Raw genomic sequence first — 13,841 nt, 5'->3', positions numbered from 1 at the left:
TCATCTAATTAGACTATGTTTCCATCCACTACAGCGACTCTCCACACCCTCGACAACGGCCTCAAAGTAATCCTCGATTCTGACGCATCTGCTCCAGTCATCTCCACCCAGGTCTGGGTGAAAACTGGAAGTATCCACGAAGGAAAATGGATGGGAGCTGGTATCTCCCACTTGCTAGAGCACATGGTCTTTAAAGGGACTGAATCCTTTAGTGGTGAAGAACTCTCACAAACTGTGCAAGCCGCCGGTGGTCAGTGGAATGCCTACACCAGCTTTGATCGCACCGTGTACTACATCGATGGCCCAGCGGATTCAGCTGAGACTTTCCTCAAGGCTGTCACTGAAATGGTCTTCAAACCACGCTTCCCAGAAGAAGAATTTGAAAAGGAAAAGGATGTCATCCGCCGTGAAATCGACATGGGACTCGATGATCCTGATAGCCGCGCATCGCGCCAGCTTTTCTCCACTGCCCTCGCCAACGACGGCCGCAGCCAGCCAGTGATCGGCCACCTCGAACTCTTTAACGAAATTACCCACGCCGACATGGTCGAATACCACAAGGCTCGTTATACCACTGAAAATTGTTTCCTTTCGATCTCAGGCGACTTTGATCCGGAAGAAATGTTAGAGACTCTCAATACTCTCGTCGGTGACATCCCCCGCAGCTTCACCCAGCAAGCAACTCCAGAAGTAGAGCCTCCACAATTAGGTAAACGAGTCGAACGAAACAACTTCGCAGTCCCTGCCAGTAAGCTCACACTAGCTTGGCAAGTACCGGGCCTCACTCACCCAGATGCCGCAGCTCTCGAACTACTTTCTACTATCCTTGGTGGTGGCCATTCATCCCGCCTCTACCAAAGCATTCGGGAGCAAAAAGGCCTTTGTCTTCACATCGCCTCATGGGCATGGATCACCCAGCAGCCCGTCGGTCTATTCAGCGTCAGTGCTGAAGTTCCCACTGAGCAAAGAGACGCGTTAGAGGTCGCCATCATCAAAGAAATAGAGACCCTCTGCACTTCTCAGTTAGTCGAAGAATTAGAGAAGGCTAAACGCATGTGTCTGGTTTCCCAGTTCAAGACGCTAACCTCAGCATCTGGCAGAGCATCCGACCTCGCAAGTAATTGGCATGAAGCCAACAACCTCAACTTCACCAAAGACTTCATCACTGCTGTCGACTCCGTCAGCGTAGCCGACATCCGTCGCGTCTGTGAAAAATACTTGCTCGATCATTCTAAGCTCACCGTCACCTCACTGGACCCAGAGGAAACAAAAGCAAAGCAATCTACTCAAAAGAAACAGCAAAGCAAAAATGAGATTGTTAGCCACACCCTGAGCAATGGATTGGAGCTTCACCTTAGAGCCTCGCCTCGCCTACCAATGGTCTCCATCCAAGGAGCAACCCTAGCTGGTCTAACAAGTGAAACGCCCGCTACAGCTGGCATTTCCACTCTGCTTTCCACTCTCCTCACCAAAGGAACCACCTCACGCACTGGCGCAGAAATAGCAAACCAGTTAGAATGCCTCGGTGCTGGTTTAGCTGCCAGTTCTGGAAACAACACTGCGGCCATCTCAGCCAGTTGTCTTAGTCAAGACCTCGGCACAGTCCTGGAACTACTTGGTGACTGCTATGCTAATCCATCATTCAACAGCGACATTATTGAATTCGAGAAAAAGACCCAGATCAACGACTTGTTAGAGCAAGATGAAGACCCAGTCTCTCTCGCATTCCGTAGCATGCGTTCCTCACTGTTTGCTGGTGAAGGCTATGGCATCAACCGACTGGGCTCACAGGAATCGCTCGCCGGACTCGACCGACTCAGCCTCAGTTCCCATCATTCCCTCTACTACACTGCGCAGAACACAAAACTTGCCATCTTCGGCGATATTGACATCGATCAAACCATCGAACTCGCAGAGAAACACCTCTCACAGATTCGTCGTGGTGAAGGTCTAGCCACGCCTACTCAAACGCTCGGAAGCCCAGAGGAAATCAACCTCAAGCTCGATAAGCAACAGGCTATTCTCACCCTCGGCTACGCAGCTGCGTCCATCCACTCAGATGACATCCACGCTCTCGATCTACTCCACGCGTGGTGCTCGGACATGGCTGGTCCCCTCTTCACCCGTATCCGCGAAGAATTAGGACTCGCCTACTACTGCAGTGCCACCCAGTTCCACGGCCACGACACCGGACTCTTTGGGTTCTATCTAGGAACTTCACCAGACCAGTTAGAGCTAGCACGCACCGAACTCCTCAAAACCATCGCCGACATTTCTAACAATGGAATTGATGCCAAGACGCTAGACTCGGTCAAGAACTCATGGCTCTCCAGTCAGGCCCTCGCCAATCAATCAAACAGCAGCATGGCCCGTCTCTGCGCTATCGACACAGCTCTAGGATTCAGCCCAACACACCACCGCACCATCGCCGCTAAAATCAAAGCAGTCACCCCCGAAGACATCCTCGCAGCAGCGCAGAAATATTTCGGTAAACAGACACCAACCATCGTTACAGTCACCCCGTAATGAAAAAAGCGACTGTGCGGCTGGATCATTAGCCGTGCAGCCAGTCGTTCATTTTTGCTCAGAATTTCAGTGAGAAATTTTCTGAACGGTAGTGCTGGAGTGCTGAGTATTCTCCTCTCGCATTTTATGTGATGCCACCAAACAGCCAATTCCTAGAATCGCTACGAAGCTAACAATAATCCAATCTGTTGGTAATTTAATCACAAGTTATATACTGCAAACTTCCTGCGATCTTTCAAGAAATCGACCTCGATGTTAGGTGCCCCTAATTCCTACTCAGCCTCACGCTCACGTGCGAGCAGCCAGAGTACATCGGATAAGCGATTGAGAAATTTTCGAGCTATGCCAAGCCCTTCATCCTCGATCTCCCAGCTGGTGAGTTCGGAGCGTCGGCTGGTAGTACGCGCCACATCGAGGTAGGCACCTGAGAGTGCCCCCGCTTTCCCTGGCCGTGACCAACCTCGGAAACGATGACCCTTCTTAGTCTCTAACTCATGGACGATTTCGTCTAACCACTCGACATCATCGAGCTCGATTCCTTGGTACCCCTTTTCGGTATATTTCTGGTGGTCGTCTTCACGGGTAGCCACGACTCCCATCAGGCCGACAAGCCTCTTTTGAATACCATCGATGCACTCAGACATGTCATCGGATATTTCAGAAGCACGAACCACACCGAGCTGGGCATTGAGTTCATCGACAGCGCCGCAGCAACGGACGCGAGGATGGGTCTTTGGTACACGTTTACCAAATAACAGGTCGGTTGTTCCCTCGTCGCCGCGTCTGGTGCTGATGCTCATGCCGACACACTAACAAGCAATCCGAAGAATGCAAAAAAAATGGCGCAGCTGAGTTAACAACCACGCCAAAAAGTAAAAGTGATACTTACGCCCCTTACTCGACATCCATGATGCGGACGCTTTCCCAGAGGTGCTTATAACCATCGACGAAGACATCGTGTTCTGGGTGCACTTGGTAGGCATCGTGCTTTTCTACGGAATCAAATGTCAGATAAATCGAGTAATCGAAACTCTTGTCAGTGGCAGGTCGCACAGGAGTGGCTGCTGATTTACCCCAACCGCCAGAGGCGATGTTAGGGACTAGACAAACAGCACCGAGTGCTTTCTCAAACGCGGCGAGAGTTTCAGCATTCTTATGCTCTTCTTTAAGCCAAAAATAGACGTGGTGTTGCATAGCTCACTTTTCGAACGGATCTAGACTTTAGCCAAGAAGAAAATCAGACATAACTATTCAAGCGGTAGCTTTTAGCAATTTTCATATTTTTCGCGGTATGTTCTTCCTAAGTACATCCCAGCAATGCCTCCACCAAGATGGCAGGCATGCGCTACGTGGAAAATGGACTCCCCCATCATGCTCGCAGCATGAATTCCAAGCCCAGAAAGCACGGGGATTCCCAGAGCTGGATCGGTCAGCGTCAGAATGGCTTCACTGAGGAGGAAGCCGAGTCCAAGATGTTTGGCGCGTATCCTCAGTGGCCGCATGACTCGATAAGGTTCGATAGTTGTTAGACACAATAACATTCCCATTATCCCACCAGAAACACCGACCAGCAAACTCGACGGATCGCTCTCCACTCGGCAACTCAAAGCGAGCTGAAAGACTCCTCCGGTAAGCACTCCTATGGCTAAAACGAGCATCGCCTTCTTAGCTCCTACAATGCTCTGTAGCTTCCCACCTAACACCCACAATAAAACAGCATTGACGATGAGGTGGTAGGCATTGCCGTGGAGCAAGGCGTAGCTGAGGAACTGCCATATTTTTCCAGCTTCGACACCCTCCGGACTCAATCCGAATTGGTCGTACCACCAGCTATTAGCAATGACTCCCCCCGTGGCTGCGACCAGCACATAGATTAATACAAGTAGATAACTGAGGGACTTCATCACAAAAAAATCCGAGTTCCCATTTGCTGGAGAACTCGGACTCTAAATTCTTTTTAAGGAGTCCTAGCTCTCCCCTTTAGCCCTTGGCTCGCGGGCTACTGTATCGGTAGCGGTGGAACTGGTGACGAATGGACCACCTTCCATTGGAGCTACGCCAGTGAATGCCACATCAGGCATCTCAGTCGGCTTACCCGCTAGAGGGAATTCCTTGCGCAATGGGTGGTAAGGATAACCTTCCCACATGAGAATGCGTTTGAGGTTTGGGTGATCGGTAAACTTGATACCCATCATGTCGTACACTTCACGTTCGTGCCAATCGGCAGTTTTCCAAATATCAACAACACTTTGGACATCTTCGTCTTCAGCCACGGGTGCTTTCACACGGAGGTGTTGGGAGTCATCGACAGATGCCAGTTCGTACACCATCTCAAATCGAGGGTGGACCGACTCGTGGTCTACACTGCAGATATCGAGAAGGAAGTCGAATCCAAGTTGCTCTTTGCAGTGCAGCATCACATCGTGCAGAGCACTGAGCTCTACTAGGACTGTGTGCTCACCGCGAAATTCTTTCTTGCCTAGAATCTTCTCACCAAAGGCGGACTCTAATTTTGTTACAAATGGACTCATCTCTTAAACTTGTTCAGGTTCAGGCATTCTCTTGAGATCCATAGTGGATTCTTCTTTATCGATCTTATCCTGCAGCTTCATCAATCCTTCGATCAAAGCTTCTGGACGTGGTGGGCAACCTGAAATGTAGACATCCACTGGGATCAATTTATCAATACCTTGGAGAGTTGCGTAGCTACGGTACATGCCACCTGAAGAGGCACATGCGCCCATCGCTATACACCATTTTGGCTCAGGCATCTGGTCCCAGATACGTTTGACAGCCAAGGCCATTTTATAAGTCACTGTGCCTGCCACAATCATGACGTCTGCCTGACGTGGGGAAAAGCGCATCACCTCTGCACCGAAGCGAGAAATGTCATAGCGAGACGAGGCCGTCGCCATCAACTCGATCGCGCAGCATGCTAAGCCCATTGGCATAGGCCAAAGTGAGTTTTTTCGCATCCAGTTGATCGCTGCGTCAAGCTGGGTGAATGTAACATTGCCTTCGATCTTTGAATCGTAGGCGTAATTTGTGCTGTTAGGATCTGGAGAAGCCATAGGAACTATTTGATTCGAGCGCCACTCTAGTATTCGGTACTACAGCGACAAGATAAATGTTTAGGAATTGGTCGATTCTGTAGATTCTTCGTTTTCAATGAAATCTATTAGGGAGGGAATTGCGTGTTCAAACACCTCGCCAACTTGTTGGTAGGCTTTCACTCCCATACCAATAGGATCGGGCACGTCCATTCCCCCTTCTCCATTGATTTCTAGGAAGTCACAAACTAGGTAGCACCGATCTGCAAAGTCTGGGAAACTGCGAGTCAAGGTGTAGAGGTGAGACTCCGTCATCGCGAAAACATGGGTCGCCCCCTCCAGCATTTCCTTTGTCACAGAACGACTTCTGAAATCATTTAGCGTGGCCTCCCGCCGCTTTAGCTCATCTGCAGTTTCAGGGCTGATCCGATCCCCATCATAGGCTGCCACTCCAGCAGAGCCGAGCGACATCAATAAGGCATTATCTTTAGTAGCCTTACGAAAAATCCCTTCAGCCATAGGGCTGCGGCAAGTATTGCCGGTGCAGACGAAGAGAACGCGTTTTTCTGAATCCATGGGCAGAAACTCACAGCTCACCGCCAACAATTCAAGCTGGAATTTCGCCGTAGTTCAGCCCCTCACTCTGATAATTATCATACGACACCGGCTAGCTGCCTCATTCAGCAAATCAATCCCCTTTGTATTAGCACGAGTCAGAGTGACTCAGTTAGCACTTGCCTCTAGGCAAGGACTACAGAATGTTCCTTAGTATGAATCAAAGCTTCCGACCGAAACTCGTCAATCTCACCATGAGAGACGGGCAACAATCCACGCTCGATGCCGCTGACTGGCTGTTCGAGTCGTACAACTACGCCAAGCTCATAGCGGCCTCTCGCAAGGCGGGCTTCCACGGCGCGGAAGTCTCAGGTGGTCAAAGCTTTCAGATCGCGATCAATCGCGGTTATAATCCCTTTATTGTTCTCGGAGCTCTAAGCCACGGCTTAGTAAAGGCTGAGGAAAATGAAGGCTTCGAACTGCAAATGCTTTTCCGCGGCGCCAACGCACTTGGATTTCGCCACTATGATAAGGACATCATCGAAATCACGCTCAAAGAATTCATCAAGCACGGGATTACAAAGATCCGATTTTTTGATGCCCTCAACGACATTAAGAATCTAGCACTCCCAAATTCCATTAAGAACTCTAAAGGAGTGACCTTAGAGGGAGCCATTTGTTTCACGCATTATCCTGAATCACCAGAGCGCTACACCGATGGCTATTTCTGCTGCTACGCTGAAGCCCTGATCGATGCCGGATACAATGCTATAGCGATCAAAGACATGTCTGGTCAGCTCACAGCCGAGCGGGTTTCCACTTTGATCCCCGCCTTGCTTGCTATACTTAATGCCAAGGGTATTCCGCTCAGTCTACACTGCCACTCTACCAATGAGGAAAGCTCTAAGAACACCATTCAAAAAGCTATCAGCTACGGCATTCACGCTATCGAGACTGTAGAGGGTGTACTCTCAGGTGGCTCAGCCCACCACGCGCTTTCTACTATCGCACCAGAGCTCATTGCTGACCGAGCAGCCTACAACCATCTCACTCAAAAAACTGCTCAACTATGGGGAAATAAACCCGTTCGTAGAGACCAAGACATTCAGCAGGATCTCAAAGAACAACTCTGCGCCGCGGGTGTCCCAGGAGGAGCGATGCCTTTTGTGATACGCGACCTCAAGCAACAAGAAGCAGCGATCCGAGCCAAATATTTAGCCTCTCGTAAAAGCTCTGCGTCCTCGAACACGGCTGAGAATGTTGACCAATTTTCTGACATCGTGAGCGTCTTCATCCAAGAGCTAAAACGCGTCTGTACAGATGCGGGCTTACCTCTCCTCGTCACCCCCACCGCTGATATTTGCTGCAAACAGGCCATCATGAACTTAGCAATGGGGAGTTCTCCCTACTCAGACTCATTAGCAGACCGCTACCTCAACCGTAGTGGCCAGCCAAACCCCGATTCACGTTTCGCCAAGCTCATTCTCGGCTACTACGGTGAGCTTAAGAGCTACGATGAGCAGGGCAGCGTCTACCGAGCGACAGAGGAGGTGACTAAATTCTTCGAAGCGAACAATACTCTCCAGCTCAAAGCAATCGAAACCCATCCATCCCAGAGCCCTGGTGGAGACGACCTCCAGGTCGCTCAACATGCAGCTTGGCAGCTCATTCAAAAGATGGGGGCCAATGCTCTGTCATTTGCCAGTTTTGACCAACTGACTATTCTCTATGCGCAGAAGCCCACGACTGGACTTCAGACCGATGACCCAATTGCAAGGGCTGTAGAATCCTATTCTAGGCGCTCAGAAAATGCTAAAATCGACGGCCGTGGTCGCACCTTCCCCGACTACGAGACGCTGATGGGCCCGATTCTGAACTGCCTCGGAGCTATGTTCGCTCTCAATCCCAAGCTCGAACCCAGTGAAATCCCAAACTTCCAGCTGCAAGAGCTCGGAACGAACCTCTGCAACAGGCTCTTTGACATCTATGTGGACCTCCCGATCTGGGCAAATGTCACAGTCCTCACCAACCACCTTTCCAAACTTTTGTCTTCATCTCACACCTCAGAGGAATTGAAAATTGCTGTGCGCCACGTGAGTGACACGCTAACTGCTCTTGACCTCCGCCCACGTAGGCAAGAAAAGGAAAACCTTGGCGAAGCTCTCAAAGCATTCAAAGACCTAACGATCACAGAGCTTTTCAACAGTCTCGCCCTCATCAACAGCTTCATCAACGACGTTGCTAAATATGCTACCAACCCGAAAGCATACGCCGAGCGACGCCTCAGCATGTCTGACATCAGCAAGCTCTCTAAGCCGGCTGGACCTACTCAGCAGCTGAGTGCCTGGGAAGCTCACATTCAGCAAAGTCTCACTGGTAAATACCTCCGTCTTGAAGCGGACTTCGCTCGCCGCTCCGAAATCTGGAAGGTATAAATATTTCGCCGCGCATTCCTCTTTAGGACTGCCCCAGTAACTCACTTTGTTGGTGCCCTAAACTCTCAAAACCTGCCAACTGGCAGGTTTTTTCGTTAATATTCTCGCCGCTATCATCCATTGTTTTTTCTAACCTCAGATGGCTCATTGTTGCCAAATCATGATTCCGTATTCAATCGCCTATGAGCGGATAAATGACTAAATCAATAGCTTTTGACGGCTTTTATCTATAGCATTATAATTTCAACTAACACCCCCGTCTTAAGCTTGCCTAAATTGAAGGGTCAACAACTAACATGCTATGACAAACCTATGAACATCGGCATCCCTAAAGAAATAAAAAACCAAGAGCATCGCGTTTCCATGATCCCAGCATCTGTAAAGGACCTAGTGAAGCGCGGCCATACTGTTTACGTTCAACAAGGTGCTGGTGCCGGTGCTAGCTACACTGACGAGCAATACATCGCCTGTGGAGCCATCATTCTCGATACAACTGAAGAGGTTTTTGCCCAATCAACTCTGATCGTGAAAGTGAAAGAACCTCAGGCATCAGAGGTAGCAATGCTCACTGATCAACACATCCTTTTCACCTATCTTCATCTGGCAGCAGACAAGTCTCTCACAGAGTCGCTGGTGGCCTCAGGTTGCACTGCTATTGCCTATGAAACTATCGAAGTAAATGGACATCTACCCCTGTTAGAACCGATGTCTGAGATCGCTGGACGCATGTCAGCTATTGTGGGTAGCTACCACTTAGCTAGGCATAAAAACGGCCGGGGCACCCTACTCGGCGGTGTTCCTGGTGTTGCTCCAGGACGCGTGGTTGTCATTGGCGGGGGCACTGCAGGTGTCAATGCTGCGCGTGTGGCTAAGGGCATTGGAGCCGATGTAACGATTCTAGAAGTAGATTTTAACCGTATGCGCTTCCTCGACATCACGATGGAAGGCACACACACCATTTACTCGACAGAGGCAAACCTCAGCGAGCTACTACCAAGGGTAGATCTCGTCATCGGCGCGGTACTCGTTCCCGGAGCCGCGGCACCGAAGCTCATTACTAGAGAGATGCTCAAGCTCATGCAACCTGGCAGCGTGTTTGTCGACATTGCTGTAGATCAAGGCGGCTGTGCCGAAACCACACGCGCCACCACCCATGAAAACCCAACATACATCGATGAAGGAGTAGTCCACTACTGTGTGGCAAACATGCCTGGAGCTTACTCACGTACCGCAACCCAAGCACTCAATAACGTCACACACAACTGGACCGCTCTCATAGCCGAGAACGGTGTTGCTAACGCAGTTAGCAAACGCCCAGAGCTCATCAATGGCATCAACTGCACTAATGGCCAGCTCACTTATGAAGCTGTAGCTAGCGCTCATGGACTCCCCCTATCATCAGCTACTGACAACTTAACAACTTAACGTCGCACATGATTAATAGCTAGGTATAAAAAACGACAGCTGCCTCTTTTGATGCACTCAGTGGTATTACCATTGGTGTCGAGTTCGGCTACGTCATCTCGATTACCGACACTCCCTAGACACAACAAATCCCTGATTCCTAGAGGAATTCAGGGACTGAATGGAGCCGGATATCAGACTCGAACTGATGACCTGATGATTACAAATCAACTGCTCTACCAACTGAGCTAATCCGGCTTTTTTTAAACCTTGCGGTTCAATTATTCATACTGTTTTACGATTTGGTCTCCTCTTTCTCTTGGCAAAGAAAGGATGGAGCCGAATATCAGACTCGAACTGATGACCTGATGATTACAAATCAACTGCTCTACCAACTGAGCTAATTCGGCTTGTGACCTTATCGTATGCTGCCTTGCGGCTGCGGGCGGAGTATGTTTAAAAATTGATTGGGCGCAAGTTCTTTTTTAGCGAAAATTTTTCTTTTTTATTCTGCGATCAAGATAGACGGTTCGCGCCTAAAACTAAGCTAGATCACTCGATCCAGTAAGTCGTTTAAACAGAGAATAAGGATAGCCGATACTCTGGCTATTTCAGCTCTGCTGGAACTTTGAGTACAAAACAGGCACCTTGCTCTACTTTCTCGTAAAAGAGGTCCCCTTTCATGGCTCGGGCAAGCCTACGGCAGAGAGCTAGTCCTAGACCCACACCAGGCTTGGTGCTGGCGGCTTGCTCTGCGGTTTTATGGAATGGCTTGAAAAGCCTACCGCGCTCCCGTCTAGAGACGCCACATCCTTGATCGCACACCGCGATTCGTAGATTGTTTTTCTGAAACTCAGCGATCAGGAGAATGACCTTGCCACCGTCGCAGGCATACTTTGCTGCATTATCGACGAGATTGAATAGGATTTGCTCGATGGCTGTGGTGTTGAGTTTGAGCTTCCTTTCAGAATCAAACTCCGTCACCTGCACTTGTAATTCCATATCAGCTTCCTTTGCGCGTATTTCCAATCTTTCAGAAACTCTCTCGAGCAAGGCTCCCAAACTGAGGTCCTCAGATTTCTTGACCGCCGCTCCGCCGCGCTCGATACGGGAATACGCCAGCACGTTTTCAACCAGGTGAGTCAACCGCTCAGACTCGGTTCTTAATGTCTCTAAATATTTTTGCTTGGTGGCGGGCTCCTTGACTAGCCCTGAACTCAGCATGTCACTATACAAACGGAACGTAGTGAGAGGTGTGCGTAGTTCGTGGGTAACTGAGGAGACAAATGCCGTACGTCTTTCGCTCATTTTAATCACCCCACGGAGCGTGAAGAAGCCAGCTGCCAAGGCGAAACCAACACCTAACCATGCTAGGCCGATAGGACCGTCGATGACATCGCGTAAATTCACAGCAACCGAGCTCAAAGTGCTTTCTTGGGGAATCAGAATGAAGGGAAGTTTGAGCATCACATTCTCAGCAGTGTTTTCACTCACTTGATCCAAGTAAGGTTCCAGCTTCGCCGTCGGGAAAAGGTCTGAGACTTCATCGAGTAATTGTTTGGTGATTTCTTGCTTCTTTAGCCAAATCCCTTGAAGCTTCTCACTGCCGAGAACTCTCACACGACGCACTAACACAAGCTCATCATCGAGCCAAACAGGAGTGAAGGCTGTCATCTCAGGGGTCGAATCTCGCGCGTTGAGAGTTTTGGCGTCTTTTACCTCGAGTGGGTTCGCATTCCATTGGCTATAGTTCGATACATTATCGGCATATCGCGCTACCGCCTTTTGGCGCTTATTCTTTTCAGCCTTCGAGATCTTCTGCTGAACCTCTGGGTCATTCTTGTAACCCACGACCTTGCTATTCTTTTTCTTACTCGGGGCCTGTTTATTCAAAGAAGACAAGGAGAAGTCGTTGTCGTCCTTTTGAGCCAGCACCTCAACCTGAACCAAGGAATCTTTGGCTAAAGCAGCTGGGAATGACAGAACGTGGCTGCTCATGCAGGCCAAATCTAAGTTTGATACAGACCCGCTCTTAGCATTACCGACTGGTGCAGCTAGGATCTCGTTGAGTTTTTCTAGCTTCTTCGAGTAGAGCTTATTAGCGGACGGGTCCACGCTATTCCCTAGCAGAAATTCTTCTTGGTAGACTTGGGGTGACTGGACCTGTGGTTCCTTTTGCTGGAGGTTCACACCCCAATAGACATTCGTGTAGGAAGGAGCATTGGAATATATCCCAGTCACAGGTACGGTCGTAACCGACTGACTTTGCACCACATCTCTGTAGTCTTTAGTAAAGAGCTCTTCAGCGGGGCGAGCGTCTTCCGCTCCTACAATTGAAGCGGCCAATGAATCGAGCCGCCACATGGCCAATCGTACCCTTTCCTCTAGATATGCATCTGCCCCTTGCTGCACATCTTCGTTGCTTTGCTCAACCAAGCGTAAGGTCACTACTGACATCGCCGAGAGAACAACAGCTGCACATACAAATGCCACAAGCCAAATAAGCCAAATAAGCCATATTCTATTTCCCATAATAGTTCTCTCTAATCAATCCTATACCCTTGGCCTCGAACCGTCTGTACCACAGTCTGATCCACATCTCCTAACTTTCCTCGTAGATGTGCCACATGCATATCTATCGTCCTGGTCGAGAGCCCCTTGGGATCGAGTTCCCACACTTGCCGCAAAATTTCCTCTCTTGAGATCGCACGGCCTTTATTCGCCACTAAGTAGGCCATCAGACTAGTCTCTCGTTCAGAGAGTTCTTGGAGTGTTCCTGAGTTCTCTAGCTTCACTTCACGTCGATCGAAATCCACCACTTCATGACAATAGCAATACTTATCAATGCTGGCAGCTCGTTCGGTTGACCTCCTCAGCACGGCATCCACCCGAGCCAATAGCTCGCGAAGACTGAAAGGTTTCACCACATAATCATCTGCACCCATCGTGAGACCTTTGACGCGATCAGCTTCTTCTCCACGTGCTGAGAGTATGATCACTGGCTGCCCAGGAAGCTTTTTTTTGAGTGCCTCTAGGACTTCAAAACCACTGTGATGTGGCATCACTAAGTCGAGCAATAAGAGTTGGTATTGCCGCTCTAGAGCACACTGCATCACCTCGCGTCCATCACGCGCAGCTATCCACCTGGTATCCAGACAGAGTAAGAGCGTCCACCACCCCTTGCCGCACGGCATTGTCATCTTCTGCTACGAGTATTGTTGGAATCATATCTACTATTTAGTGTAGGACATTCCACAGGATGCTGTGTAAATTGCATGTAAAGTGAGCCGAACCATCAACAGATGAAATGTGCAGCACAGATACCTTTAACTGATTCTTAGGATTCCTTCAACAGTTCAAATTACGAGGACACTAGTACTCCGCCCAGAATGATCATGATTGTTCCAAAGCCCAATTTGACGAGATCAGCATCTTTCCATTCTGAAAAAATAAATAAGGCACCCACCACGGCAACCAGCGTGTTCATATTGTACAGTGGCGCCAGTACTGACAAGCGGGCCCCATACTTACTAATGGCAATAGCCACTAACAGTATTCCTAAGCCCCAGAACGCACCTAAAGCGATCGCCGGCGCAACCGATGCCGTAGAAAATTGCTGCTCGGAATTATACATACAGAGCACCACTCCCACGCACAGCACACCGATTCCTATACTCACCAAGTATGCGCCAGTGCTAATGCCATGCTGATTACTCCACTTTTGGCAGATACCTGAAATACCAAATAAAAGGGCTGGGACGATACCACCAATGAGAACGCCTAGTTGTGCCTGAGTCATACTCGCTGCAATAGCGTTGATGCACAGTTTCTACAAGACCTAGTAATGATATCCAACCTAGGCGAGATAAAA

12 protein-coding genes and 2 tRNA genes are annotated in these 13,841 nt (G+C 49.4%); 3 read left to right on the top strand and 11 right to left on the bottom strand.

What is annotated here, in order from left to right:
- Positions 1–15 precede the first annotated feature (15 nt).
- Complete coding sequence (locus tag BSZ32_RS14815) at positions 16–2,526, top strand: M16 family metallopeptidase (protein WP_105044136.1); 2,511 nt, start codon at positions 16–18, stop codon at positions 2,524–2,526.
- A 272-nt stretch (positions 2,527–2,798) separates the two neighbouring features.
- Here BSZ32_RS14815 and BSZ32_RS14810 read toward each other — a convergent pair whose 3' ends face one another.
- The 6 genes from BSZ32_RS14810 to BSZ32_RS14785 form a co-directional block, all read right to left on the bottom strand.
- Positions 2,799–3,326 (bottom strand): ATP:cob(I)alamin adenosyltransferase, encoded by a 528-nt coding sequence (locus tag BSZ32_RS14810; RefSeq protein ID WP_105044135.1) that lies wholly within the window; start codon positions 3,324–3,326, stop codon positions 2,799–2,801.
- Positions 3,327–3,420: 94 nt separating this feature from the next.
- On the bottom strand, positions 3,421–3,720 hold the full coding sequence (locus BSZ32_RS14805; protein WP_105044134.1) for a Dabb family protein: 300 nt from the start codon (positions 3,718–3,720) through the stop codon (positions 3,421–3,423).
- A gap of 71 nt (positions 3,721–3,791) precedes the next feature.
- Complete coding sequence (locus tag BSZ32_RS14800; RefSeq protein ID WP_105044133.1) at positions 3,792–4,430, bottom strand: rhomboid family intramembrane serine protease; 639 nt, start codon at positions 4,428–4,430, stop codon at positions 3,792–3,794.
- 63 nt (positions 4,431–4,493) lie between these two features.
- Positions 4,494–5,057 carry an NADH-quinone oxidoreductase subunit C gene (locus BSZ32_RS14795; RefSeq protein WP_105044132.1) on the bottom strand — a complete coding sequence of 188 codons (564 nt, stop codon included), beginning with the start codon at positions 5,055–5,057 and terminating at the stop codon, positions 4,494–4,496.
- Positions 5,058–5,060: 3 nt separating this feature from the next.
- Positions 5,061–5,597 (bottom strand): NADH-quinone oxidoreductase subunit NuoB, encoded by a 537-nt coding sequence (nuoB, locus tag BSZ32_RS14790; protein WP_105044131.1) that lies wholly within the window; start codon positions 5,595–5,597, stop codon positions 5,061–5,063.
- 60 nt (positions 5,598–5,657) lie between these two features.
- Positions 5,658–6,152 carry an arsenate reductase/protein-tyrosine-phosphatase family protein gene (locus BSZ32_RS14785; RefSeq protein WP_105044130.1) on the bottom strand — a complete coding sequence of 165 codons (495 nt, stop codon included), beginning with the start codon at positions 6,150–6,152 and terminating at the stop codon, positions 5,658–5,660.
- A 194-nt stretch (positions 6,153–6,346) separates the two neighbouring features.
- Between BSZ32_RS14785 and BSZ32_RS14780 the strand changes: the two genes are divergently transcribed.
- Positions 6,347–8,566, top strand: coding sequence for a hypothetical protein (locus BSZ32_RS14780; RefSeq protein WP_165788877.1), 2,220 nt, complete (start codon positions 6,347–6,349; stop codon positions 8,564–8,566).
- A 312-nt stretch (positions 8,567–8,878) separates the two neighbouring features.
- Positions 8,879–9,991 carry an alanine dehydrogenase gene (ald, locus tag BSZ32_RS14775; protein WP_105044128.1) on the top strand — a complete coding sequence of 371 codons (1,113 nt, stop codon included), beginning with the start codon at positions 8,879–8,881 and terminating at the stop codon, positions 9,989–9,991.
- A gap of 161 nt (positions 9,992–10,152) precedes the next feature.
- On the opposite strand, the gene BSZ32_RS14770 is transcribed toward ald, so the two are convergent.
- The 5 genes from BSZ32_RS14770 to BSZ32_RS14750 form a co-directional block, all read right to left on the bottom strand.
- Positions 10,153–10,228 (bottom strand) — tRNA-Thr (locus tag BSZ32_RS14770).
- Between the two features lie 76 nt (positions 10,229–10,304).
- A tRNA-Thr gene (locus BSZ32_RS14765) sits at positions 10,305–10,380 on the bottom strand.
- Positions 10,381–10,576: 196 nt separating this feature from the next.
- The gene (locus BSZ32_RS14760; protein ID WP_105044127.1) at positions 10,577–12,502 is read right to left on the bottom strand and encodes a sensor histidine kinase; all 1,926 of its coding nucleotides are present in this window, start codon (positions 12,500–12,502) and stop codon (positions 10,577–10,579) included.
- Positions 12,503–12,513: 11 nt separating this feature from the next.
- Positions 12,514–13,170 carry a response regulator transcription factor gene (locus BSZ32_RS14755; protein ID WP_206018871.1) on the bottom strand — a complete coding sequence of 219 codons (657 nt, stop codon included), beginning with the start codon at positions 13,168–13,170 and terminating at the stop codon, positions 12,514–12,516.
- A gap of 161 nt (positions 13,171–13,331) precedes the next feature.
- Entirely contained in the window at positions 13,332–13,769 is a 438-nt protein-coding gene (locus BSZ32_RS14750) for a GRP family sugar transporter (protein ID WP_105044126.1), read from the bottom strand.
- Positions 13,770–13,841: the final 72 nt, after the last annotated feature.

The organism is Rubritalea profundi, from assembly GCF_002954445.1.
Classification (GTDB): domain Bacteria; phylum Verrucomicrobiota; class Verrucomicrobiia; order Verrucomicrobiales; family Akkermansiaceae; genus Rubritalea; species Rubritalea profundi.
Note: the sequence above shows the minus strand (reverse complement) of the source record. Positions and strands in the feature narration are given on the sequence as shown.